This is a genomic window from Cupriavidus sp. 86D6, from assembly GCF_057815095.1.
On record NZ_JBYPSB010000011.1, the window covers coordinates 28,683 to 53,740 of the forward strand.

Genomic DNA, 25,058 nt, shown 5'->3' on the forward strand with positions numbered 1-25,058 from the left:
TTCATTCGAGTGCCGTACTGCAGACCGAGCGCGCCCGAGCCATTTCTGCGGCCGCTTGCGTTCGGGCGCCTGTGGCGTTCGTCGCACCCTTAAGCTCTCATAAATTCTCGCGGCATACGATGCGAAGTGCCGTGTTTTCCGAGGCCCCACAACGGAGCGAAGCCACATGTCGACGCATCCCGAAATCGTGCTCCATGCGCCGGTCGGCGAAGGCGAGGCCGCGAAGATGGAGGCCGTATTGGCCAGCCTGACACGGCTTGGCCTGGTATCCGCGTGGCAGCGTCTTACAGACGGCTCCTATTGTGTCGAGGCCAATCCGGAAGTCACGAACCAGCTCGCCCTCCTTGTCGATCGCAGCGACCAGCGCGCTCTCGCGGAGGGCAAGCGCCTGCAATAGGAGCCCGCCGACCTACGCGGCTTTCGCCACAGGTTGACCAACCTGTCGAATGGCCATGAGCATAAGAATGGCCCCTACGCCGAGGGCTGAAGACAGCCAAAGCGCTTTCGCACCATATTCATCGAGGCAAATGCCGAACAACCAGGGCGCCAGTGGCTGTGCAACCCGTACGGGAACCATCAGGATGCCCTGCCGGTGCCCGTACCCGTGCGGTCCGAAGATGACCAAGGGCAGCGTCCCCTTCGCGATGGTCAGGATGCCATTGCCGGCGCCGTGCAGCACACCGAACAACGCGGCCGCGGGCGCACCGATGAGGCCGAAAGCCAGGGCGCCGATCGGATGGAGTGCGGCGGCGATGCGCGCGGACAGCAGCGGATGCACCTTCCGCAAGAATCCGAACTCCAGGATCCGGGCGCCCACCTGAGCCGGACCGATCAAGGCACCAACCATCACGGCGGTTGCCAACGTGGCGCCGCCCGCCTGCAGAAGAGTTGCTGAAAATTCTTCCCAACGGCTCGCTTCCTACGCGTTGGCCTTCGTGTTCGCTGCGACCTGGTTCATTAGCACGGCCATGGCGGCGCATTTGCCTCGTCTTCTCGAACCGGCGGGGACCCCCCGGGCAGGTAACGCGGCGTCTGGTCGACCCAAGCCAGATGGCGCTGAACGACCGACCCATCTGCGACGGTCGACACAGCTAGCCTAGTTGGCTGTGATGGCCGAGAAGCGGACACTCTTGGCCCTCTCTCTCGGCCACGGCAGTGACTCGGGAAAATCAGTGAGCACAATCACTTCCCAGCCTTGGCCGGCTAAGTTGCCGAACGAGATTTGGCGGTTCCCCTGATATTGCGCAGGCCAGGTAGACGGCCTTGTTGCGCACTATGGCGTCCTCGCGCATCTTGACCCGCAACACATCGAAGGCTACCACCGGGTACATGACCGCCAGCGGCTGAGCCAGCCAGGCGTTGACCTCTTCCATGACCGCGTCGGTCACCGAGCTGGTGATCTCGGGGCGAGACCTCGGTGCCGTACTGCTCGGCCAGGAACGCCTGGATCTCGCGCACGGTCATGCCGCGGGCATACATGGCGATGATCTTGTCGTCGAACCCCGTGAGGTGACGCTCGTGCTTTGGGGATAAAGGCCGGTGCGAAGCTGCCGTCGCGGTCGCGCAGGATATCTACCCGCAATGGTCTGTCCTTCGGTCAGCCACCGTCTTGGCTGGTCTTGGCGTTGTGCCGCGCCAGATTTCACACGAACGGGACTGAGTACCCTAAGGCGGAATCGGAGATGCAATTGACAATGATTCGCATTAACTATATATTTGCGCCTGTTTAGCCCCTTTCAGGTTGGGCTTCGTCCCGTGCATTGTCCGCAGCACGATCCCTTCGCGATCATGATCACGCCATTCTCTCTTGCCGCGTCACCGTCGACCGGTGCACCTAAGTGTTTGTTTCGCCTGTGGCTCAAGCCTTGGACAATGTCCAGGCCATGGCTGTTCGCCGGGGCAATCAGCGCCGCCTATCCTGCTTTCCTCACAGCGGCGCAGGCGCAAACGGCCGAGCCCGTTGGCGACGAAGTCCGCCATGATGCGCGGCAATTGCCAGCCGTGACCGTGACTGCCGCCGCCTTCGACGATGTAACCGAGCCCTATGCCGGCGGGCAGGTCGCGCGCGGGGGCCGCTTGGGGCTGCTCGGTAACACCCTCGTGATGGACACCCCGTTCTCGGTCAGCAGCTACACGTCGCGACGCATGGAGGACCAGCAGGCGGTCACGCTGGCCGAAGTCCTGAACAGCGATCCTTCCACGCGCTTTACTGGCCAGATCGGCGGTGTCACTGATTCCTTCTTCATTCGCGGCTTCCCCATCAATGAGGGCAATCTCTCCGAAGTCGCGTTTGATGGTGTGTATGGCGTTTCGCCAAACTACCACCTGTTCACCGAATACCTGGATCGTGTCGAAATACTGAAAGGGCCGGCGGCCTTGCTGTACGGCATGTCGCCCAACAGCGGCGTGGGCGGGGTGGTGAATGTGGTGCCCAAGCGCTCGCTGGCAAATGACCTGACCCGCTTTACGTTGGACTACGCTTCCGACGCGCAGGTAGGCGGCGCCGTCGACCTGAGCCGCCGCTTTGGCGAGGCGCGCGAGTTCGGCATTCGCTTCAACGGGCTGCACCGCCAGGGGCCGACTCCGCTTGACAACCAAAAGTCGCGCGCCGAGGTTGGCGCGCTGTCGCTGGACTACCGTGGAGAGCGCGTGCGCGCCTCACTGGACCTGATCGAGCAGTATCAATGGATCGATGCCCCGACCCGGCCATTCCTGGTCGCTTCCGGAATCCAGGTGCCGTCCGCGCCGGATGGCCGGCGCAATGTCACGCAACCGTGGGCGTGGTGGAAATCCAACGACGCGTCGACCCTGCTTCATGCCGAGTATGACGTGAGCGACAAGCTCACACTGTTTGTCGATGCCGGCGGCACGCGCACGGACGTGGCGCGCTTTTCCGACCAGACGCCCACCATCATGAACGCCGCAGGCGACACCTCGGCGCTGCCTCAGAACTGGAAGTTCCAGATCAACCGCTCGAGCTTCGATACCGGCTTGCGCGCCAAGCTCGATACTGGACCTGTCAAGCATGCCGTGGCGCTGCAGGCGAACCTGTACAACGACCGCATCGCCAATGCGAGGAATTCCGGCACGACGGTACTATCAAACATTTACGCACCGATCGCGAGTCCGGAGCAGGTCGTCGGTGCGCCCCAGAACGTGCCGAAGGTATCGGCCTCGACCTTGTCGGGTGTAGCCTTTGTCGATACCTTGAGCGCGTGGGAGGAGCGCGTACAGCTCACGCTGGGCGTGCGCCATCAGCAGGTGAAGTCGGACAATTTCAACACCACTACCGGCGCGAAATCGTCTTCGTATGACAAGAGTGCCGTCACGCCGCTGGCTGGGCTGGTCGTTAAGCCCTGGCAGAATGTCTCGTTCTACGCCAACTACGTCGAAGGGCTCAGCAAGGGCGATATCGCGCCCGCAACGGCCTCCAACGCAGGCCAGGTGTTTTCGCCTTACAAGACCAAGCAGCAGGAGGTCGGCGTCAAGTTCGACGCGGGCCGCGTGCTGGCGACGCTGGCTGCGTTCCGCATTACCAAGCCCAGCGGCCAGCTCAATGGCACGGTGTTTGCCGTCGATAGCGAGCAGCGCAATCAGGGCCTGGAGCTGACGCTGTCCGGCGAGGCCTACCGCGGCGTGAGGCTGCTTGGCGGCGTAACGCTGCTGGATGCTGAACTAACCAAGACCAACAGCGCCGCGACACTAGGCAATCGGCCAGTCGGTGTGCCGACGGTGATGGCCAATCTCGGTGGCGAGTGGGACCTGCCGTGGGTAGCCGGCGTGACGCTTACAGGCGCCGTCAATTACACGGGCAAGGAGTACGTCAACCAGGCCAACACCCAATCCGTGCCCGGGTGGACGACCTTTGATTTCGGCGGGCGCTACAAGACCAAGCTGTACGGCAAGTCGACCACGATCCGGGCAGGCGTCATGAACGCCTTCAACCGCAAGTACTGGTCTGGCGTGGCCTCGTTCAGCACGATATCGCTTGGTGCCCCGCGTACCGTGTTCGCATCGGCGTCGATGGATTTCTAAGCTCGACTGATTCTGCCAATCACTACGCGTGTCCTTCCCGCGCAGTCTTCCGGGGCTACCCTTGCGAGGAATTCCCTTGCACACTCGATTTGTTGCAGACTTTCTCGGGGGCACTGTCTGGCGACAAGTGCAGTGCCATGCTGACTCCACGAACTCGTCTCCAGTGAGAACACCAACATGAAGATCAAGATGACGACACGTCTGGTGCAGGGTGCCCTGGTGGTGGGGAGCTTGACAGCCGGCATGCCGGCTGGTGCGCACTATCTCTGGTTTGAACAAGGGAAGGCAGACGGCCACCTTTACTTCGGCGAGTACGAGGAAACGCTTCGCGAGCGTTCGCCTGGCCGGCTCGACGAAATGCCGGGCCCTGAGTTCCGGGTAGTCGGACGAGATGGCAAGGGCGCCGCGGCATTGAATGCTACCCGGGAGGCGGGTGGCTTCCGCTTTGCGCTGCCTGCCACGGGAGCTACCGTGCTGGCCAGCGAATCCCGTTATGCGGTAAAGGACTGGACCCGGTACAACCTCGGCGTCGTCAAGCCGATGTTCTATGCCAGGCTGATCGGTATTCAGCCGCAACAGGCGAATCCGGAGGAAACGATGCCGCTGGATATCCTGCCGACGGGCAGGGCCGGCGAGTTCCGCGTCGTCTTCAGGAATGCGCCGCTCGCTGCGACCGGGGTTCGCGTCATCGCGCCCAATGCCTGGACGCGCGAAGCCACCACCGACAGCCAGGGGCTGGTGCGCTTCACGTTCCCCTGGAAGGGGCAATACATTCTGCATGCCGTGCATCTTGAGCACAGCGCCGGCACCTTTGATGGGGCAAAGTACGAAGCGGTCCGGCATCGCGCGACAGCGACGGTGACGGTTTCTACCGGTGCCCCAACCACAACCCCCATTTCGTGGCAAGCCTCTCCGCCGCACTGACTCGGCCAAGTCAGGACAGACAGTGGCGGGCGCAACGGGCTGTTCCTTACGTGGGGTCGCTTCGGAAAACGGAAAATATTGCACGCTAAGGGATGACAGAGGCCCAATGTTGTCCTCCAGGGGCATTGGTCAGCCGATGGCACGCAGATAGGAGCCGAAATCCGGGCGGATGACTCCTGTTCTCAAAGATCGGCCAGCAGTAGGTAGGCGCGGTCAAGTTGCCGATGACATTCCTGCCGGCAGTCCATCGCTTCCAAGGCGAGCACGAGGTGCTCGACTAGATCGAAATCGCGTTCCCGGGATGCCCTCTCGAACACCGCAAAGACCTCTTCATACAACGTGCGCCCCGGAACGTCCATTTAGGGGGCGCTTTGATTTCCATGCAATTTACCAGGGTAGCCCGCCCAGAATCCACGCGGGCTCCCGGGCGACGCTCGCCTTATATCCCGGTCAAATCAGTCACTTGTCGACTGGTCCTTTTCTCCCCTCTTGAACGAAATCGGACCTTGGTCATGCTTCGCGGATCCGCCGGAACTAGCGGAGCACCCACCAAATTCCGGTGGCTGCCAGCAGCCAGGCGACTATGACAAGAGCAATTCCCCACATGCTTGTGGGACGCTTTCCCTGCTCTGCGAGCCATTTGTCGGCGTGGCGGCGGCATTCCACCAGCACCCTATCGGGGATGAGCCGGATCGCAAGCCAAATGAGCGCCGGCAGCAGCAGTACGTCATCAACGTAGCCGAGCACCGGTATAAAATCCGGAACGAGGTCGATTGGACTGAGGGCATAGGCGACTACAAACACCCCAAGAGACTTTGCCATCAGAGGCGTGCGCGGGTTGCGGCAAGCAAACCAGAGCGTGACGCCATCACGCTTCATCTGCCGTGCCCAACTGCGGAGCTTGTCTTTGAGAGACACTGATTCTCCTGAATTGCGATCAGTGGGGGACAGATGCCAGTGTGCTCGGTGCGTGTTCCTCTCCATCGCAGTAGCGATGAATCTCGACCGTCAAATGCACGATTTCTTCGTGAATGCTGAGGGCGTTCTTGATTTTCGCGGCCGACAGCGTTTCGTCGCTTGTGACCAAGCTGATGGCGCACGAGAACTTCTCCTTGCCCACACGCCATACATGAAGATCGACCAGTTGTGCGGCATGCTTTCCCACGGCAAATGCCGCCAGCACTTCGCGAATCTCTTCGACGACGTCGTGATCCATCTCGCGATCCAGTAGGATCACGCCTGTTTGCCGCAGTAAGCCGAATGCCCAAGTGCCGACAAGCAGAGCCCCCACAATGCCCATTACCGGGTCGAGCCAGCTCCAACCAAGCAGCCAGCCGCCGGCCAGCGCCAGAATCGCTAACACCGATGTCGCGGCGTCAGCCAGGACGTGCACATAGGCGGAGCGCAGGTTCAGATCGTGATGCTTGTGGTCGCCGTCACCATGCGCGTGCGCGGCATGATGGTGGCCGTGATCATGTCCGTGTCCATGATCGTGCGCGCCGCCCAGGATGAGCGCGCAGGCAATATTAACTAGCAGTCCGATGATCGTGACGGCCATCGCCTCCTTGTAGTGGATGGCTTGCGGCGTAATCATTCGCTCGACGGAGCTAAACACCATGAGCGCGGCGATGCCAAGCAGGAAGACTGCGCTCGCAAAGCCGGCCAGCACCTCGATTTTCCAGGTTCCGAAGGCAAAACGTGCGTCGTTGGCGTAACGGCGAGCGGCGGCATACGCAAATGCACTAAGCCCGATGGCTAACGCATGGGAACTCATATGCCAGCCATCGGCCAGCAGCGCCATGGAGTTGAACCAGAGGCCCGCCGCGATTTCCACGAACATCATTGCGGCGGTGATCAGCATGACGAGCCGGGTACCCCGTTCTGCGGCGTGGTTGCCGGTATCGAATACGTGAGAGTGGGTCCACCGGGACAGATTTTGAGTTTGCATGGTGATGGTTGGGAACGGGCTGTCCGCTCTGGCAGCATCCGTCCTTACTTGAAATAACTGCGAACAACTTCGATGAGCACCTCACGGGCATCGCCTTCACCTTCGTTCTTGCCGGGCTCGGCATCAACAAGGTGGCACCGGATATGCTCTTCCAGCACGACAGCTAATAGCCCGTTCATGGCGCCGCGACAGCTTGTGATTTGCTGCAAGACGTCCAGGCAACCCTTTTCTTCCTCGAGAGCACGCTCAATGGCATCGATCTGCCCACGAATGCGGCGCACGCGGTTGATGAGTTTTTGCTTGTCGTGGATGATGTGACTCATGGCAGCTGTGTATAGGATAGGGGAGTATCCTATCAGATTCTGGTGGCCGCGAAATTTCCACAAAGGCCGAAGGGGGAAGGGGCAATTAGGGCGTGCGGCCGCATTGAGATGTGATGAGGCCTTTGGTGAAAGGCTTGCGCGCCGCGTCGGCTTCCACAGCAATGGCAAGTGATTTCCGTCGTTCCAAACGCGGATCGCTTCGCAATCGGCCTGCAGCTTGTCCAGATCGCCGTGCAGCGCCAGCAGCTCGCGCACGCGCTGCTCGGTACGGGCGTCGTTCAGGCCTTCGGCCAGAATGCCGAGGACCAGCTCGAGCGCGGCGACCAGCTCTTCGCACAATTCGCGCGTAGGCCGACGGCGATCAACGCCCGGCAAAAACGACCACAGGCTGCAGCTTCAGCACTGGGCGGGCGCTCAGCGCCGCGGCGACGATGCTCACCACCAGGACCATCAATCCCCCAAGCAGCGGCGTAAACCACATGATGCGAAACGGGAAGCCGGCCATGACAGCAAACTGGCCGAGAATGCTGCACAGGCCAACGCCCAGACCCGTACCGATCAACGCACACAGGCCCGCTTGCGCGAAGACCATGGACAGCAACATGCGTGGTGTGGCGCCCATCGCGCTGAGCACGGCGTAATGCCGCTGGTTTTCCTGGGTAAACATGTAGAGCATGATGCCGGTGACGCCAAAGCCGACGGACATGGCCATGGTGAGCATGGCCGCGATGTCACCCACATCCTCCGAGTTCACCAGGATCCAGCGCACGGTGTCGGACTTGAAATCCGCGGAAGCCCGCGCGCGCAGGCCGGTATTGGCTTCGATGCGCGATGCCAGCGCCCGGGCCGATACGCCGGGGCTCGCGGTGACCAGAACGAACGTCATCTGGCGCCGTTCGGGAGGGAGGATGCGGATGGCGTTGGCCAGGCTCATGTAGAGCAGCGGTCTGGGTGGGTACCGCGGCAGGCCGTCGGAGCGACCAGCGATCACCACGCGACGATCGTTGACAAGCAGCTCATCGCCGGCGGCCAGTTCACGCGTGGGTGCCTGAAGGTGCGGCCCATCGGGCGGCCATTGGTCCGTCTTGTGCACAGGCGTCGCGAGCTTGTCGCTCGTGCCGCCGGCGTCGGCGATCGCGGCGTCGGGTGTGCGCAGCGCCATTGGCGAGACGCCATCCCGTATGAGCGGAATGCCTGGCAGTGAGGCTTCATCGACGCCAATGATCTGGAAAGGCTGGAAGCGGCCATTCGGAAAACGCGCCTGGACCGATCCCAGCACCAGCGGCACGGCCGATTGCACACCCGTGACGCTGCGCACACGATCCAGTGCCGCCCAGGACATGTTGGTCGTCAGTTCCACGGATTCCACCGCAGGCTCCATGACCCAGACGTCGGCCGCGCTATTCTCACTGATCAGTGAGAATCCCTGCGTCATGAAACCCGTGAAGTACGACGCGGCAAATGTCACCAGGAACGACGTGAACGTGATCCCCGAGATCAGTCCCGCATATTTGGCGCGATCTCCCAGCAGCATCTTGAGGGCAATATAGACCATGGAGTCCCGGATCCTTGCCCCGACGGGCGTGGCGCTTGCGGCGACGCAAGCGGGTTGGCGTTCCAGCCACCGCCGAGCGCCTTGTACAAGGCGACCAAGCCGAGCGATGTGGTGGCGTCGCTCTGCGCCAGGTCGCTTTGCGCCTGGAACAGGCTGCGCTGCGCGCTGAGCACGTCGCGGAAATCGGTCAAGCCGCCGATGTAGAGGTCGCGCGCGTATGCCGTGGCACGTTGTTCCGCAGTGAGCGCCCGGGCGAGCGCGGCGCGGCGCGCCTGCTCGTGCCGGTAGGCGGCCATCGCGTTCTCCGCATCCTCGATGCCGTTCAGTATGGCTCGCCGGTATGCGATGAGCGCCTGCTGTTGCTGCGCATCGCGCACCTCGATCGTGGCGACGATCTGCCCACCCCGGAAGATCGGCCAGGTAATCGATGGGCCGATCGACCAGAGTGCGCTCGCGCCCGAAAAGAAGTTGCCCGCGGCCACGCTTGCCAGTCCCACCGTGCCCAGTAGTGAAATCTTCGGGTACAGGTCCGCCACCGCCGCCTCGCGTCGCGCATAGGCCGCGGCGACCGCACGTTCGGCACTTCGGATATCGGGGCGCTGGCGCAACAGGTCCGAGGGGAGTCCGATGGGCGGCTGCACAGAAGTCGTTGGGAGCGACGCCTCGGTCCGCAGTTCCTCCGCCAAGGCACCAGGAGGCTCGCCGATCAGCACGCCAAGTCGATGCAGCGCTCTCTTGTAGGCCGTATCGAACGCAGGCAACTGCGAGGCTGTGCTTTCCGCCAGAGCCTCTGCACGTTCCACGTCCAGGTCTGCCGCCATGCCCCCGGCGCGGCGCGCACGCACCAGCGCCAGGGCATCCTGCTGGGCCGCCAGGCTTTCGCGCGCGATCCGCCTTTGCTGTTGAGCGCCTCGCAGCTCGATGTAGTTTCTGGACACCTCGGCCAGCAGCGACAGCAGGACGGCGTCATGATCGTACACGGCAGCTTCGACGTCGGCGCGCGCCGCCTCGGCGGTGCGTCGCGTGCCACCAAACAGGTCGATCTCCCACTTCGCGTCGAATCCGGCCTGAAACAGGTTTTCGGGTTGTCCCGGCGGCTCGACTTCACCGCTCTGCAGTACGCGCAGCGCGTTCGGTGAGTTCTGGCTTTCCTGCTCGCGTGCCACGGATGCCCTGGCACCGATCGATGGGGCGAGCGCCCCACTTGCGATGGCCCGCTTGCCGCGCGCTTCACGCACGCGGGCCTGCGCGAGCTGGAGGTCCAGATTGGCACGCCGGGCACGCTCGACAAGGCGATCGAGTTCTGGATCGTTGAACGTCGTCCACCATGGCGTATCGGCGTTTTGGGCAGGCGTGTGGCTGTCGGCCGCCTCGCTCCAGCGCGCCGGCACGTCCGGCGCCGGCGGTGCATGGTCGGCCGTCACTGCACAACCCGCCAGGGCTACGGCGAGCATGCCCGGGACGACGATGCGACGTTGCCAGGTCGTCATGGTGCGTGAGCGCCGGGTTGCGCGGCGGCGGGTGTCGCGAGCGGGGGCGCCGCGATGAACACGTCGACCTGCTGGCCCACGTACGTACCAGGCAGCGAGGCCGGCTCAAAGCTGTAGAGCACCTGCAGCACGCGCGCGTCGGTGCGCTCCGTGCTGCTGCCGCTCAGGGCGGTCTTCGGTATCACGTAAGGGTCGATGCGTTCGAAACGCAGCGCGGTGTGCCGGCCAGTGGTGCCGCGAACGAATATTTCCGCGGCAGCCTCGGGCCGCACGCGCCAGGCATCGAACTGGTCGATATCGACGCGCACATAGAGCCGCGTATCGTCACCGATCACCATGAGCGGCGTCGCCAACGCTCCGCTTTGGGCAAACTCCCCGGGCCGCAGGTTGACTTGCAAGACCTTGCCTGGCGCCAGTGCACGAATTGTACGGCGCTGGGATTCCAGTCTTAATTGCTCGATCTGCGCCTTGGCCGTTGCCAAGGCGGCGGCGCTGATGGCGACGGCGGAACGGCGATTGCTCAGTTCTTCGGTACTGATGGCGCGTGGGTCGGGCACGCTCTCCGCCAGCCTGAGCTGGGTCCGGGCCTGTTCGGCCCGGGCATCGGCTTCTCTTTCCCTGGCCAGCGCGGGGATCATCTGCGCCTGCAGATCGCGATCATCGAGTGCGAAGAGCGGGTCGCCGGCCTTCACGTGGTCGCCCCACTTGACGAAAATGGTGGCGACAATCGCGGACACCGGTGTGCCGACCGCAATATTCCCGCTGCTGGCCTCGATGAGACCGCTGCCGGCCACATACGACGCAAACGTCGGCCGGGGTGGCGGCACCACCGGCCCGGTTTTGGGCGACGGGCCGTTCTCCAGGACTACTGCCACCACGACGGCAATCACGCCAGCCAACGCAAACACTGGCAGGAGAAGCTTGCGGATCATTGTGCGGCCCCGGTTGGCGTCGAACCGCTGATATCGACGATTCGCCCATCGTCCAGGTGCGCGATGCGATCGGCGAACTCAAAGATGCGGTTGTCGTGTGTGACGACGATGAGTGCCCGCCCAGGCGCCTGGGCTTGTTGCTTGAGTAGCGCCATGACGTGATGGCCGGTTGAATGGTCGAGATTGCTGGTCGGTTCGTCGCAAATGATCAGCGCCGGCTCATGTACCAGCGCCCGGGCAATGGCGACGCGTTGCTGCTGGCCACCGCTGATCCTTGTCGGCAGCACGTGGGTCCGGTCGCCAAGGCCGACGCTGTTCAGTACATCTTGTGCCTTGGCGATCGCCCCCTTGCGTACCGCGCCCTGGATCAGCAGCGGCACCGCCACGTTTTCAGCGAGTGTGAGCGATGGCAGCAGATTGAATGACTGGAAGACGAAGCCAATCGATTGGCCGCGGAAGCGGGCACGTTCATCGGCGCGGCATTGCTGAAGATCGTGGCCGAGCACGAGGCACTCCCCGGCGTCCTGATCCAGCATGCCGGCAATGACCGAGAGCAGCGTGGTCTTGCCGCTGCCCGAGGGGCCCACCAGCATGAGCAATTCGCCGTGGTGGATGTCGAGATCGATGCCGCGCAGGGCGGGCGTGCGTGCATCCCCCGTCCCATAAGCCTTTTCTAGGCCTCTGCAACGGACAGCGACCGGGTTCGACTCTGCTGGGTGGTGTTGGGGCGGAATGGTAGACATGCGTAAGATCGGGCGGGCTGCCCACGGCGGGTAACGTGCCTTGCACATCATTTGCCGAAGGTTCGCCTCGCATACTACGCAGGTCGTTGTGAATTTTTCGTCAAGACCGCGCTGACGCACCAACGGGAAGCAGTCCGACAATCACGCAGGTACCCCGGTCAAGCTCGCTGTGCAGTTCAATCGGCCAGCCGTAGTGGTCGCAGATCTTCTTCACGATCGCCAGTCCAATGCCGAATCCGTGTACCCGGGTTTCCTCCGGTCCCGCTTGGTAGAGCCGTGTGAAAACATGCGGTAGGGCCTGCGGGGCGATACCCGAGCCGGTATCCTGGACGCGCAGCTCGCCGTCGCCATACGAGAAGCGAATCTGTCCGTGCGCAGTATGGCGGACCGCATTGTCGATAATGTTCGACAGCACGATCGCAAGCGCGGCGCGGTTTGCCGTGACGTGCAGTTCGGGGTCGACGTCAAGCACCATGTCGATCCCATTGGCAGTTGTCCGATTTACAAACGGCGCCAGCGCGATTTCAATCGCGCCCCTCAGATTGACCGCCTCCTGGTGCCCCGCCGGTGTCTCTCTTGCCAAAGTCAGCAGAGCCTCGACCATGTCACGCATGTGATCGGTCGCCTGCTCGATCTGGCGAATTCGAGCACGGGATCGGTCGCCGATCGACGCGTCATGGTCGAGCAGCTCGCAACTTGTCTTGATAACGGTAAGCGGCGTGCGGAGTTCATGGCTGACGTTGCCGGTGAATGACTTCTCGCGCTCTACCATGTCGGCCATCCGTTGGTGGTAGGCGTTGAACGCATCGGCCAGTTCGGCAACTTCCGCTTCGTCGTATCTGCCCGGGTTGATAGACACGGTCTCGCCAAGCCGAAGCGCCCTGACCTGCTGCGCCAGACTTGATACCTGGCGGACCAGCACGCCTGACAGGCCGTATGCGAGCCAGATTGTCAGGATGGCGACGAGGCCGGTGCCGGTCATGAGGGAGTTGATCACAAGCTTGAATCGCCGCTCATAGGCATTGAAATCGTAGACTCTGTATAGCCGCGCGGCATCGAACTGGAGGACGGCGACGTGGATTTCCTGGCCATCGACAATTATCTCGTGCGTGCCGACCGGCAGATTCTTGACCGTGGTGGGCAGCCGGGCGGGCGCGCGGCCCGCTCTGGAGATGTAGCCGCTGATCTCCGCATCGAACGGCGGCCGCAGTGCCGGATCACTCCGGTACGACTCCAGCGTGTTCGCGATGTCGTCATGGATCAGTGCATCGATCAGCCGCTCTTCCTGCGCTTCGGCGAGCGTCTTGACGCCCAGGGCCTGGGCCACGAGCAGCAGGATGGTCAGCACCGAGAAGACCAGCGCGACCTTGAAGCGCAGGCTACGGCGCGCTTGCATCGCCCACCGTCAGCCGGTAGCCGAGACCATGCACCGTCTCGATGAGGTTGGCCTCGCCCTCGGCGCACAGCGCGCGGCGCAGCGTGTAGACGTGCGCGCGCAGCGTGTCACTGTCGCCGAGTTCTTCCCCCCAGACTTGCGTCTCAAGTTCGACGCGGCTGAACAACCGGTTGGGCGATTGCATCAGGATACGCAGCAGTTGCAGGGACTTGGGTGGCAGCTTGACGGCACGGCCATGGCGCTCGACGACCAGCGTGGCCAGGTCCATGCGGACGTCGCCACAGCAGAGGACGGTTTGCGCGACCTGTCCCTTGTAGCGCTTGATCAATGCGGCGAGTCGCGCGCCCACTTCCTTGAGCGAGAACGGCTTGACCAGATAGTCGTCGGCCCCGTGGGCGAAGCCAACGAGCTTGTCGTCGAGTGTGTCCTTGGCCGTCAGCATCAGGACTGGCGTGTCCCGATGTGCCTCCTCCCGCAATTGGCGACATAGCGTCAGGCCATCCATCCCTGGCAATGCAAGATCCAGCAGGATGGCATCCCATGGCTGAGACAGTGCAAGTTGCAGTCCGGCGGGGCCGCTCGATGCCATGTCGACGACATAGCCGGCACCCTCAAGGTAGTCATAGAGGTTGGCAGCGATGCTGGCGTCGTCTTCGATAATAAGTACCCGCACGATGTTGACTCCCAGGCCGCGAGCGTGTGAAAGGGTCGAAATGCAGAAGCTATACCGACTGCCCAGTTCAAGCGAGCAGCGAGTTCTGCGTCTTGCCCCTGCAGTATGCACCACGCTCGCCATCGACCCGGCAGTGGCTTGCCGGACTATGAGAGGCCATCCGGGAAGAACAGTAGCGGGACGTTTGCACCGACTCCGCCAGTCGATCATTGGGGGCAGCGGAAGACCGAGTTCCGCAGCCATCTGCCAGGACCGGCTGCGTAGGGCGGAAGACCGGCGGCGATGCATAGGACCCAGGACTGCAGATCTCAAAGTCCGCCACTCGGCCAACGCGGCCGTCCAACGGCTTGGGGGTTGGATGCTCGACATTGGTCGGGTGCGGCCCGATGCCGGGCGCAACCCGATAGTTCCCTAGCCGCGCCTGTTACACGGCGGTACCGCGCTAACATTTTGACAACACCTCCGGCATCCAGCCGCTCCTACATTAGCGCCAGGAGGGCAACATCATGCGTAGCACCTTGGCCGCCTGCGTCGTGGCAGGTATCGCAGTCGCTGTGTCAGGCACAGCACACGCCAGAGTCGACGTGGACATCGGCATTGGCGTCCCCGGGTATGCCGTCGTGGCGCCGCCACCGCCGGTCTATTACGAACCCGCACCGGTCTATGCCGTGCCGCCCGCGCCGGTTGTCGTGGCGCCCGGCTACTACGATGACTGGCAGGCGCGTCGCGCGTGGCGAGAACAGCAGTGGCGCGAGCGCAGATGGCGGGAGCGGGAATGGCGGGAGCGGCATCGCGAATGGCGCCGCTGGCATGACGACTACGATGACTGACGGGCCGTAGGGAGCCGGTGCGATGTCGCCGGTGAAATCGCATTGGCACCGGCATGCTAGCGTGCGTTGCGGTGTCCCCGGGACAGATGCCACCAGAACGGCAACGCCAGCGACAGGCCTGCAATCCAGTGCATCCATTCGGCCAGGCCACGCAGCAAGTCACCGTTGAAATAGTAAAGCCCGTAGCCACTCACCAGCAGCAGGCTCAAGGCGAAGCCGAACACGCCGCCGGCAATGCGGTTGCGGCGCCGTGACCACGCATGGCGAATATGAGCGGACCAGATGGTGCCGACCAGGAACGTGGCAGCCAACGCTGCCGCGCCATGGAGTTTCATGTTCCATGCCAGCCATGGAGCCTGAGCCTCGGGATCAGCAACTGACCATCGCACCACCAGCCACGCAATGCCGGTAACGAGCAGCAGCGTGAACACCGCGTACAAGGCCCAGCGGCGTTGCCGCGCAATCCTGAATGCCTGGCGGGGCGGATGCGGCAGGAAGTGCGGTTCTGACATGGGCTGGCGAATCGAGTGAGGTGCTAGGCACGGGCAGGCGCCAGTGTGCCATCCCGGTAAAGCAAGGTACAGGCATGGTAGCGAGCGAGTAGCGGATGCTCGGGGTCGCGGCACAGCAGGACGACCTTGGTCAGCGCATCGGCGTGCATGCATGTCGGCGCGAGCACGGTGGCGCCGGCGTCTGGCGGCAAGCCTCGTCCCTGTCCCGTGCCAGGGGTGCCTGGACCACCCGTGATGCGTGGCGCAGCGCCGGCTTCAGGCGCCAGTCCGCCCACCGCCGAACTGGCCAGCGCAGCATTGGCGAGCGTCACCACCCGCGCAATGCGCGCCGGCTCCCCTGGTTCGCGCAGCGCGACCTGGACAGGCTCGATACCGGCATGGCGCATGTCGCCGCCTGCATTGACCAGCGCCAGTTCCGCGTCCTCCCCGACTTCCCCGCCCATGATTGCGAGCATGGCCTCGATGGCGCAGTCCACGGCATACCCCTTGGCAATGCCGCCGAGATCGAAGTAGACCGGGGCTTGCTTGCTGATGAAATCGCCAGCCATGGTCCACGCGGGCAGCGTGTCCGTGGCCAGGCTCGCGCCAGGCGTACAACTGAACCGCCCGCCGCTGGCGGACTGCAATTCGGCCCCGAGGGCCAACACCGAAGCGGTGGCGGTGTCCACCTGCACCGGCTGCCCCACCGGCGCGGCGTTCAAGCGGCTGATGTCGCTCGCGGGTTCGAACCGGTTCATCAGTTGCTGGACGCGCGCAACCGCCGCAAAGCCGGCTTCCACGACGCGGGCGGCGGCGCGACCGCGCGCTTCAATTTCCACCAGCGTGCCGAGCAATGGCCGAGCCCGGCGGCACCGGTCTGGCCTCTCGATCCCGGGCATGCTGTGTCCTCAGGACGGCTTGCCGGCGAGCGTCATCTGCGCCATCACGGCAATGCGCCGCACGCCATCGGTGATATGCGTGCACGACAGGGTGGCGCCGCTGATGTTCGCGATGTCATCGCCGATACGCAAGGGCGAACGGGCGGACTTGCCGGCAAACTGGCTGCGCCATGGCTTGTTGCGAACTTCGAAGCCATGGCTTTCGCGGTACGCCAGGATCTCGACGTCGCGGATTTCTCCATTCGGATTCAGCGCCACCGCATAGTTGATCAGTTCGAACTTGCCGATCACCGCGTCGGCCACCACATAGCCGAGCAGGGTGGCACCCTGGCGCGCTTCCCAGATGCGCCACGCGCCCGGCCGCGCGGGCCCGCCGGCACGGTCGGCAAGCTGTCGCAGCTGATCGGCACTGAGCGCCACCACGATCGGCACGAACTCGCTCGCCTCTGCGAACATGAGCTTCTGGCTTTCCGCGGCACTCATGTATTCGGTGGCGTGTACCTGCGTCACGACAAAACCTGCCGACATTGTGGCGGCGGCGCAGACCAGCATCGCCGGAGCCGGCCGGTAGTACGTTCTTGGCATGCTTGCCCTCCTGCTCGTATCGGGCCGAACCGCTTTAGAAATAGACCCCCAGACCAAGGTCGAAGCGGTTGAAGTTGTGGTTCGTGCGGAACCATTGATAGTCCATCTTGAACACGACATTCGGGTTCAGGTAGAAGTTCAGGCCAGTCGTCCAGACCGTGTCGTAAGGCTTGGCGAAGGTGGCGCCGTCAGCGGTAACCGGCCCGCTCGGCGTTGCCGAGAAGCCCGGAGCAATGCCGTCGTACTTGGCCCCCATGTTGTAGCGCTCATAGCGGACGAAAGGCACGGCGCGGTACTTGTCGTGCTGCCAGACATTGTAGGCGGCCTGCATGTACCAGCCATAGAACGACGCGGGCATGGGGTTGGCTGCGCCGGGGAACTGTGCATTGACCTGAGCCGTGTTGCTGATATGGCCCTGGGCGTACAATGCCGAAAGGTCCCATTTGCCCGGCGTCCAGCGTGCATGGGTTTCCCAGAGCGTGGCGCGCTGGCTCCCGGCGCCTGGTGCCGGATTGGCATTGCCGGTGAAGATCGAGCCGCCGAGCAGCAGCCCTGGCACGCCACGGTAGTTCAGTGACAGGTATTGCGAGGCGTTCTTCGCATTGGCCAGGCTCATTTCCTGGTGGGTCGCCTGCATCGGCCCGATGCCATTGGTCTGCAATTCCAGTGCGGAGTTGTAGAGCGGCGTTTCCGGAGTGAAATTCCACTTGGACAGGTCCAGGCCGGTGGTAAGGCCGACGTTCCAGTCGAGCCCGAAATCCGTGTTTCCGTGCAGCGCAAAGCCGCCCTCGCGCCAGGTGGTGGGGATGATCAGGGTCTCGATGAAATTGCGGTAGACACCATAGTATGCCGTCGGCTCATGATGCTCGTTGAGCAGGCCCACCGGCATCAGGAACACGCCAGCGGTCATGCCCACCTTGTCGGTGAACATGTGATCGACATAGAACTGTTCCACTTCGAATTCACCGGCGTCGGACGACGAAGCAATCGCATGCTCTACCTCGAACTCCGAGGCAAAGCGCGTCTTTTCGTCGAAGCGGTAGCCGAAGCCGAACACCGCACGGCCCAGGTCCGCGCGCGTGTCATTGGTGTTGCGGCTCGGCCGCGAATAGTTGATCTCGCCATAGCCGAACACGCTCAGGTTATCCAGCGGTGAAGGCTTCGCAGCCACCTGCTGCAAGCCCTCCTGCGTGGCCTGGATCTGCGCGACCTGGGCGGTCTGCGCTGCTTGTTCCTTTGCCTGCGTCTGCTGCTGGGCGGCCAGGGTGGCGTTCTGCGCTTTCATCGCACGCAGTTCGGCCTTCAAGGCCTCGAGCTGGCTCGCCATGTCGTCGACCTTGCGCTCGAGTTGCTGCACCACTGCGGCATTGCCGCCGGCCGTGGCGGCGAACGCCGGCGAGCCGGCCGCGGCAAGCACCGCGGCGGCGATCATGGTTCTCTTCATTTCTCTCCCCCTTTGCTGGATTCCGATGTGTCTTGTGTTTATTTGCCCGCCGTGCCGGCACGCGTCGCCGCAATACTGTCCGCGCTGGCGTTGCACTGGGCCGGTACGCGATAGGTCGCCGGATTGGCGGGATCAAAGCCATCCGTCAGGGTGCAGAGGAAGCGCACCAGGTCGGCCATCTCGCTGTTGGTGAGGGTCGGCGCCAGGCCCGGGATGTATGGCACCTCGCTCACATTGACATTGCTGCCGTAGGCTGCGGGCAGGTCGTTGTAGCTGACGTCGGGCGAGCCATCCGCCTTGGTGTACCAGCGCGCCGGGTCGGTATCGCGGGTGATGTACCACGCCACCACTTCCTGCAGCGTGTCGAACACGCCGTTGTGGAAGTAGGGACCGGTCAGCGCGATATTGCGCAGCGTGGGCACCTTGAAGCCGCCGCAACGCGACGTGCTACGGGCAAGATCATCGCGCAGCGGGCCGCACAGGCCGAGGTCGTAATAGTCGTGGTTGGGCTCGCCCAGCGCGGTGCCGTTCTTCGGGACATAGTCCAGCGTGTTGCCGTCGATGTTGGCCGGGATCTTCCAGTTGCGCGGAATGCCGACGTTGTCATAGCTGAAGTCGGTGAACAATGCCGGCGTGGCGGCAGTCGGCGTTGACACGTGGCAAGACGTGCAATTGCCCTTGGCCGGGTTGTTGAAGAGCGCCAGGCCATTCAGCTCCTGCGGCGTAAGCGCTGTGGCGCCTTTCAGGTAGGCGTCGTACTTGCTGGAGAACTGGTGAAAGACGGGGTCTTCCTTCTGGTACTGGGCCAGCGCTTGGCCGATGTTGTGCAGTGCGGCGGTAGCGTCCTGCACCGACGCCTTGCCGAACACCGCGGTGAATTCATCGAGGTAAGGCCGCGTGAGCAGGCGGCCGAGCAGTTCTTCCGGCGAGGCGTTTGCCATCTCGAATGGCGTGAAGAATGGCTTCTCGGCCTGGTCGGCCAGCGACGGGGAGCGGCCATCACGGAAGAAGCCGCCAATGGCTTTGCCGTCTGCACCGATGCTGAAAGCGGGCGTGAAATGGTTGTAGGCCAGCGCCGGCGTGTTGCGCAGTCCGGGTAGGTCCATGTTGGGGCCGCCCAGGGGCACGGCAAGCCGATCGTCACCGGCAAAGGCGCGGCTGTCGACGTGACAAGTGGCACACGACTGCTTGCCGGACGCAGACAGTGCCGTATCGTTGAAGAGCTTCTCGCCCAACTGCGCCATGGCGGAAAGCTGGCCTGCGGCTGGCGCCTGCGTGGCCTGCGAGTTGCCGCCGCTGTCGCCGCCGCCTCCGCACGCGCCGACCGTCAATGCACAGGCCATGGCCGCCATGAGAGCCGCCAAGGTCAATCGGCGACGCTTGTTTCCTCCATTGCCACGCCGCGTGTCGCGGCCCATTTTTGTTGTCATGTCCCTGTTTTCGCTGCTGCGCCGCGTCGTTCTGTACCAAGCGAACCGCTCGGCATCACTAATGCGAATGATTCGCGTTGCGCATTATAGGAGGGCCGCAATGAAACAGGCGCAGGAGGTCACGTTTTAATTGAATTAGTGTTGCAACAGCGCATCGCTTGATCGGCAGGATAGTCAAGCAAATTAGGATTTATATGTCAGCAAAATAAGACACGCACCCAACAGATATGGCGACCAATGCGCAAATTGATCGCCATGGGCCAAAGCCAGGCAAATCGTCGACCAACGTCTCGCGTCGCCTAAAATTCCTACCATGTTGGGCCACCCTCGAAGGAGTCGCGATGTCACTAGTCGCTTTGGGCCGTTTCCAAGCCATAAAGGACATGAATGGTGGATCTTGGCGTGTCCATGAGGTGCGATTTAGTCGTGAAGGCGTAAGAATCCATTTTGGATGGCCTATCACAGCACAGTGCGGCCGCGGTGGATGTGGCGCTCCACGTATCATCATGACAAGCGAACTGGCTTCCTACTTATCCTCTCGCCGCTACCAACTGGGAAGCATCGATCTTCCGATTGGAGATTCATCGGTGCGAAGATTGGTCCGCAGGCTTTCGCTTTGATCCGGCAGCTCATCGCGAAGAGTGAGGCAGGCATCGAGCCCGAGATCTTGAGCCCGTCCTGTCCCCCTGAATTCAGCCGGGTGGTGATGTGGGAATCGGATCAATTCGCTGCGAAGTATTGCTTGTGGATGTGAGGCGGGTAGATGGGAATGCCATTGTGAAAATGGACATCCCCGGAACTTCAGATGAGCGACGGTTTATGACCGACTTCAGGCGGCCAACGGGAGGCGTCGGTCGGCGCTACCAGACTGCGGACTCAACCGGTCGATGCAACGGATTGATGGAATCGTGCCGCAGGCGACGGCCATGATTGAAGGGCTGCCTGCCGTACCCGACCCGTTACCGCCCTTCGATTCCACGTTGTGTCAAAGGCAGCTTTCTCCGCGTTCGAGCTGCCTTCGGGGCATGGCAGGTGCAATGGAAGTCGACGAATCTTTGGCACGGTCCGCAATTGACCTGGCCACGAGCTTATACACTGCCGAGTAGCGTTCCATTCCCTACCCGCACGCGCTGCCCCACGCCGACATCAGGTTGCTGGTGGTAGGTGACGACACGACTCGAACCGTCTTCCATACGGACGCGCACCTGATACTCCGTGTCGGCGCGCACGCGCTGCTCTACCATGTTGCCCGCCACGCCGCCGCCGAGGGCGCCGAGAACCGTTGCCACGATCCGACCATTCCCTCCGCCAATCTGGTGGCCCAGCAGGCCACCGGCTACTGCGCCGCCGGCCGCGCCCAGGCCGGTGCCTTGGCCGGGCTGCGTGATCGGCGTAATGGCTTCGACTGTGCCGACGTCTTGGCTAGCTGCTCTCCTTTGTTGCCGCTCGGGATAGTTGTGCGGCCCGGGATTGTAGTCCGGCGTGGAGGAGTAGCGCGCGGCGGTCCGACCTGGATGAGACACTTGATAAATTCGCGGCCTGGGCGAGGCGGGCGTCGCGGGCTGAGCCGCGACTGCGGCCGTGGGTCCCGTGGGCGCCAGCGCGGCAGACGTCGCAGAGGGTGTGCCAGCGCTGCCGTGGGCTGGCGGCAGGAGACCGGTCATCGCTGCGACACCCACCATGCTCACGACGATGACGGCGCCCGCAGCAGTAGCAATCAGCGGATGCAAACGATTTGATTGTTGGCTCGCGTTTTCCATTTCGGCCTCCGAAGTGAGCAAGCGTTGTTCTTCGGAGTCAGTGTGGCCGACCGGGGAACGCGCGTGGTATCCGGTTGTAACAAACTTCGGGAGCGAGGGCGTTGGCACGTTTAAAAAAGGCCCGGAGACTCAGAGCCCTGGGTCTCGCCAAGGCCCGCCAAGAAAGGCTTCGCTGGCGGGATGGAGAGGCAGGAGGCCTGAGATTAGACGTGGAAAATTTTACCGATGCTTACACTCAGATGCGACGGTGGCGTGGAATCCCGCTCAACTTGCAGCAATGTCCCACCATTGTGACCGCGTACATTGCAGTTGGAGCGTGGGCACTAGGGCTCCTCGGCGTGGGTGTTCCCCGGCAGGCTGAGGGCCAAATTTTCACCTCCGCGGCGGGCCTTCTGCTTTGGCTTTCCAGCGAAATAGCTTGGCACTGGCGAGGAGTTACGTAGGTCCAGGCGTCCAAATCAGGTCATCCAAGGTGTGTGAGGCTAGGCTCCCCCTTGAGGCGACGAAGGCAAGGAGGCCTTGGATGCGATGTACGAGTGACCGGTAACTGGCGAAAAGGCGACAAGCTAATGTCAGCATCGCGCCCGAGCTGAATAGCGCTTCATGCGCCGACAAGCGCCGACCGGCTCTCGCCTCAAGCTGTGCGCCATGATGCCGGTGAGTTCTGACTTGTCGCACTCGGCAGCAGCCGGTGCGCGTAGCGTGCAATCGGGAAATCGAAAGTACCACGCAAATTGATGCCTTCCAGACGAGTCGGCGCAATCTGTCGCAGGTCCTCGGCGCGCATGGACTCGCCGCCGATGGCCTCAATCGCGTCCAGCGCCCGTTGCATGTGCAGCGTGTTCCAAGCCATCACGGCATTGGACAGCAAAGTCAGGGCCGACGAGACCGCCGCCAGCGACGCATCGTGGCGGGTCAATTCCAGGGGAATCTTGCCGTAGTGGATGGCCCGCTGCACCGTGTGAACCGCCTCGCCGCGGTTCAAGGCATGCTGCATCTCATGGCGGAACGGGGGATTGGTGAAATAGTCGATGAGGAAGATCGTGCGAAACAGCCGCCCGAGATGTACGCCAGCTTCATAGACGGGTTGACCTTTCGCCGCTGCGCCGAAGCGCATCAGCGCCTGGACTGCCGTACATTGCCCGCTTTGCACCGAGGCCGCAATCCGGACCAGCTCGTCCCAGGCACGTTCGATCAAGACCAGACGGACATCCGCGTCCGCCACTGCAGCCAATTCCGCCGGTATCTCGTGATCCTTGGGCACATGCAGGCGGCGATCGCGCAGGTGGGCAAGCCGCGGGCAGAGATCGAAGCCAAGCAGCCGTGACAGGCTCATGGCGAAATCGGTGTAGCCATGGGTATCGACCGCTAGTTGTGCCACGTCTTCCGATCCGCTCTGGCGGATGACGCCCTCAATGGCGGCGCCGGCCTGCCGCTCGTTTAGTAGGATCGGCTGGTCATAGAAGATGCCCCAGCGGTCCCGGACATGCGTGTACATACCGAGCGATGCCGTGCGCCGGCGCGGATCAGCCCGTGCCTGCCAGACTGTGCGCGTGGTCTCCAGCGACATCATGTCCGACGACGCCAGATCGGCGCGTCCCCAGTGCTGGGCGATCGGGTGCTGATGCATGAAGATCAGGACGGCATCGGCGGCCTGGCGCAGTTTGCGCTCGTCCGCGATGCGATGCATCATTTGCCGGATCGCGCTGGGCGACAGCTCCGGTACCATCCGTGCGAGGTCCGCCGCCGACATTGAGGTGCCGTGCGCCAGCACTGCAGCGTAGACCATCAGCAGCTCGCTGCGCGAATGCGGTTCCCGACCCAGCAGGAGCCAGCTGAAGTGGGTGCTGCTGTCAATCTCCAGCAGGATTTCGGGCAATTGCCCACCGGGGTGCCGCTCGAATAGCGCGCGTCGCAGCGCCTCCACGGAGGCTTCCGGTTTCTTTGCCGTGAGCGGATCGATATGGATCGCGCTATCGATCTTCAACTCCCCACGCTGGACTGCATCGCGTAACCTAGCGAGCCCCGCATCCAGGTGTGCAACCACGGGATCGAGGAATGCCTTGGCGTCCTGCGGCAGCTTGAGATGACCGTAGAAATGGTTACGCCGGGCTTGCCAATCTTCTTTGGGGATTAGTAGGGCCACCTGACTGCGGAAGGCGAAGCTGTGGTCCAGGAAGACCGAGCCATTGCGCAGCGCCACCCGCAGGGCAAACAGCGTCCCCCACTCGAAGGCGGCCAAGGCCCGCTTGCGATCCAAGCCCTCCAATGCTGGCTGCCAGGCGCGTCCCAATCGAACCATCACCCGATCGGGGAGCCAGTCGGCCCTGCGCGCATAGAGCTTGCGCAGTACCGCCATTGCCTCGATCACCGGGTGGGCCGACTGTGCCGCAAATGGCAGATGAACCAATCTGCCCAGCATGGCTCGGGCCTGCCGGTGTCGCGACAGGAGTTGCGCACGGATCAGGCTGGCACGGCTCGATAGATGCTGACCCGCTGCTTCGTCAGCCAGAGTGCTCAGTTGCTGACAGAGCGCATCCCGTGTCAGCGTCTCGTCTGCGACCAGCGCTTTGACCGCGGCAGCGAATTCCCGCAACTTGGTCCCTGGGTCCGGTCGGCCCGCGTCAATTAGGCGTCCGGCATCGTTGACGCATTTGCGAATCCAGTGCCGCAGCATGGACGACAATTGATCCGTGGCCGCGCATAAGGCATAGCGTAAAAAGCAAGCCGATTCCAGGCGGCGGGACTGTTGCGCGACCCGCTTGCTGACCGACGCCGGGCGGTTGGCACAGCGCCGCGCATAGTGCCGCACCACCGCCTCATTGCAGGCCGCCGGCCAACCGCTGTGGATGCCCAGCTTGTACAGGCGGTCGATCTTGTCGAACAACTCGCCCATCTGATGGGTCGAATTGCGTAGCGGGACAGCCCACAGCCATTGTTGTAGGCTCGGCCGGTCGTTTTCTGGCCGCGGTAGCAGGGCACCCCACGCATCGAGGGAGGCCTCGCCGTAGGCCTGCACCAGCGCGTCAGCCAGGGCCGACTCAAATGCCTCTCCGGCCTGGCTGATCAGCCGCTTCAGCGCTCGGTCATGCGGAATCAGGATGCGATGCTCGTAGAGCCAGCGCTTCAACTCGTGCAGCAGGTCACTGCGGCTCGGTTGCCCTGCCAGCCGCTCCTTGAGCCAGCGCGTCACGTAGCGTCGCTGATGCTCTGCCATTGGGCTGAACCCCAGGGCTTGATAGGCCAGCATCTGGTGGTCCACCAAGGTATCGGTGCGCCCGTCATACAGCGCGCTCAGCGTGCCCATGTCCGGCGGCGTGATGCCGAGTTGCGCGCCCACAAAGGCCCAGAGGAATTTGGGCACTTGCTTGTAGGCATCGAGGGTGCGCCCCGTCATGCGGACAAAGCCGATGTGAACGGCACAGGCCAAGCGGTACAAATGGCTGCGCCGCGCGTCGATCAGGGCCCGCTCTTTCGCGGAGAAGGTGAAGAAGGTGGCAAGCTCGAACTCGCTGAGTTCGCGCGGAATCTGCCGCATGCCCAGATACGCCAGTTGCCAGTGATCCATCGCGCTCTCCCAAGCGTAAGACGGACCGCTGA

20 protein-coding genes and 3 pseudogenes are annotated in these 25,058 nt (G+C 63.0%); 4 read left to right on the plus strand and 19 right to left on the minus strand.

Annotation, left to right across the window (positions count from 1 at the left end):
• Nucleotides 1-166: 166 nt before the first annotated feature.
• Nucleotides 167-397, plus strand: a complete 231-nt coding sequence (locus tag AC3G88_RS21205) for a hypothetical protein (RefSeq protein WP_488893847.1) — start codon at nt 167-169, stop codon at nt 395-397.
• A 12-nt stretch (nt 398-409) separates the two neighbouring features.
• Here AC3G88_RS21205 and AC3G88_RS21210 read toward each other — a convergent pair.
• Together AC3G88_RS21210 and AC3G88_RS21215 are read right to left on the minus strand one after the other, a co-directional pair.
• Nucleotides 410-886 (minus strand): annotated as a pseudogene (locus AC3G88_RS21210) (MFS transporter); the annotation flags it as partial.
• Between the two features lie 352 nt (nt 887-1,238).
• Nucleotides 1,239-1,591 (minus strand): annotated as a pseudogene (locus AC3G88_RS21215) (transposase); the annotation flags it as partial.
• A 197-nt stretch (nt 1,592-1,788) separates the two neighbouring features.
• Here AC3G88_RS21215 and AC3G88_RS21220 point away from each other — a divergent pair.
• Together AC3G88_RS21220 and AC3G88_RS21225 are read left to right on the plus strand one after the other, a co-directional pair.
• The gene (locus tag AC3G88_RS21220) at nt 1,789-4,035 is read left to right on the plus strand and encodes a TonB-dependent receptor (protein WP_488893848.1); all 2,247 of its coding nucleotides are present in this window, start codon (nt 1,789-1,791) and stop codon (nt 4,033-4,035) included.
• 177 nt (nt 4,036-4,212) lie between these two features.
• Nucleotides 4,213-4,959: a hypothetical protein gene (locus tag AC3G88_RS21225; protein WP_488893849.1), complete on the plus strand. Its 747-nt coding sequence runs from the start codon at nt 4,213-4,215 to the stop codon at nt 4,957-4,959.
• 534 nt (nt 4,960-5,493) lie between these two features.
• Here the strand turns inward: AC3G88_RS21225 and AC3G88_RS21230 are convergent.
• From AC3G88_RS21230 to AC3G88_RS21275, 10 genes and pseudogenes are all read right to left on the minus strand, one after another.
• A complete protein-coding gene (locus AC3G88_RS21230) occupies nt 5,494-5,877 on the minus strand; it encodes a YkvA family protein (protein ID WP_488893850.1) in 384 nt (127 codons plus the stop codon).
• A 19-nt stretch (nt 5,878-5,896) separates the two neighbouring features.
• Complete coding sequence (gene dmeF, locus AC3G88_RS21235; RefSeq protein WP_488893851.1) at nt 5,897-6,907, minus strand: CDF family Co(II)/Ni(II) efflux transporter DmeF; 1,011 nt, start codon at nt 6,905-6,907, stop codon at nt 5,897-5,899.
• Between the two features lie 44 nt (nt 6,908-6,951).
• Nucleotides 6,952-7,230, minus strand: a complete 279-nt coding sequence (locus tag AC3G88_RS21240; protein ID WP_488893971.1) for a metal/formaldehyde-sensitive transcriptional repressor — start codon at nt 7,228-7,230, stop codon at nt 6,952-6,954.
• Between the two features lie 147 nt (nt 7,231-7,377).
• Nucleotides 7,378-7,575 (minus strand): annotated as a pseudogene (locus AC3G88_RS21245) (hypothetical protein); the annotation flags it as partial.
• A 16-nt stretch (nt 7,576-7,591) separates the two neighbouring features.
• Entirely contained in the window at nt 7,592-8,785 is a 1,194-nt protein-coding gene (locus AC3G88_RS21250) for an ABC transporter permease (protein WP_488893852.1), read from the minus strand.
• Complete coding sequence (locus tag AC3G88_RS21255) at nt 8,728-10,275, minus strand: efflux transporter outer membrane subunit (protein ID WP_488893853.1); 1,548 nt, start codon at nt 10,273-10,275, stop codon at nt 8,728-8,730. The genes AC3G88_RS21250 and AC3G88_RS21255 overlap by 58 nt, the downstream gene beginning before the upstream one ends.
• Nucleotides 10,272-11,207, minus strand: a complete 936-nt coding sequence (locus AC3G88_RS21260) for an efflux RND transporter periplasmic adaptor subunit (RefSeq protein ID WP_488893854.1) — start codon at nt 11,205-11,207, stop codon at nt 10,272-10,274. The genes AC3G88_RS21255 and AC3G88_RS21260 overlap by 4 nt, the downstream gene beginning before the upstream one ends.
• Entirely contained in the window at nt 11,204-11,950 is a 747-nt protein-coding gene (locus AC3G88_RS21265; protein WP_488893855.1) for an ABC transporter ATP-binding protein, read from the minus strand. The genes AC3G88_RS21260 and AC3G88_RS21265 overlap by 4 nt, the downstream gene beginning before the upstream one ends.
• A gap of 100 nt (nt 11,951-12,050) precedes the next feature.
• Nucleotides 12,051-13,346 (minus strand): sensor histidine kinase, encoded by a 1,296-nt coding sequence (locus tag AC3G88_RS21270; protein WP_488893856.1) that lies wholly within the window; start codon nt 13,344-13,346, stop codon nt 12,051-12,053.
• Nucleotides 13,330-14,019 carry a response regulator transcription factor gene (locus AC3G88_RS21275; RefSeq protein ID WP_488893857.1) on the minus strand — a complete coding sequence of 230 codons (690 nt, stop codon included), beginning with the start codon at nt 14,017-14,019 and terminating at the stop codon, nt 13,330-13,332. The genes AC3G88_RS21270 and AC3G88_RS21275 overlap by 17 nt, the downstream gene beginning before the upstream one ends.
• A 506-nt stretch (nt 14,020-14,525) precedes the next feature.
• On the opposite strand from AC3G88_RS21275, the gene AC3G88_RS21280 reads away from it, so the two are divergent.
• On the plus strand, nt 14,526-14,849 hold the full coding sequence (locus tag AC3G88_RS21280) for a hypothetical protein (RefSeq protein WP_488893858.1): 324 nt from the start codon (nt 14,526-14,528) through the stop codon (nt 14,847-14,849).
• Nucleotides 14,850-14,905: 56 nt separating this feature from the next.
• On the opposite strand, the gene AC3G88_RS21285 is transcribed toward AC3G88_RS21280, so the two are convergent.
• From AC3G88_RS21285 to AC3G88_RS21315, 7 genes are all read right to left on the minus strand, one after another.
• The gene (locus AC3G88_RS21285) at nt 14,906-15,361 is read right to left on the minus strand and encodes a hypothetical protein (RefSeq protein ID WP_488893859.1); all 456 of its coding nucleotides are present in this window, start codon (nt 15,359-15,361) and stop codon (nt 14,906-14,908) included.
• 23 nt (nt 15,362-15,384) lie between these two features.
• On the minus strand, nt 15,385-16,239 hold the full coding sequence (locus tag AC3G88_RS21290) for an FAD:protein FMN transferase (protein ID WP_488893860.1): 855 nt from the start codon (nt 16,237-16,239) through the stop codon (nt 15,385-15,387).
• Nucleotides 16,240-16,248: 9 nt separating this feature from the next.
• The gene (locus AC3G88_RS21295) at nt 16,249-16,824 is read right to left on the minus strand and encodes an FMN-binding protein (RefSeq protein ID WP_488893861.1); all 576 of its coding nucleotides are present in this window, start codon (nt 16,822-16,824) and stop codon (nt 16,249-16,251) included.
• A gap of 34 nt (nt 16,825-16,858) precedes the next feature.
• Entirely contained in the window at nt 16,859-18,268 is a 1,410-nt protein-coding gene (locus tag AC3G88_RS21300; RefSeq protein ID WP_488893862.1) for a porin, read from the minus strand.
• 38 nt (nt 18,269-18,306) lie between these two features.
• Entirely contained in the window at nt 18,307-19,620 is a 1,314-nt protein-coding gene (locus AC3G88_RS21305) for a cytochrome-c peroxidase (protein WP_488893863.1), read from the minus strand.
• A 1,166-nt stretch (nt 19,621-20,786) separates the two neighbouring features.
• On the minus strand, nt 20,787-21,458 hold the full coding sequence (locus tag AC3G88_RS21310) for a glycine zipper 2TM domain-containing protein (RefSeq protein WP_488893864.1): 672 nt from the start codon (nt 21,456-21,458) through the stop codon (nt 20,787-20,789).
• A 634-nt stretch (nt 21,459-22,092) separates the two neighbouring features.
• Nucleotides 22,093-25,026 (minus strand): Tn3 family transposase, encoded by a 2,934-nt coding sequence (locus AC3G88_RS21315; RefSeq protein ID WP_488893865.1) that lies wholly within the window; start codon nt 25,024-25,026, stop codon nt 22,093-22,095.
• Between the last annotated feature and the right edge of the window lie 32 nt (nt 25,027-25,058).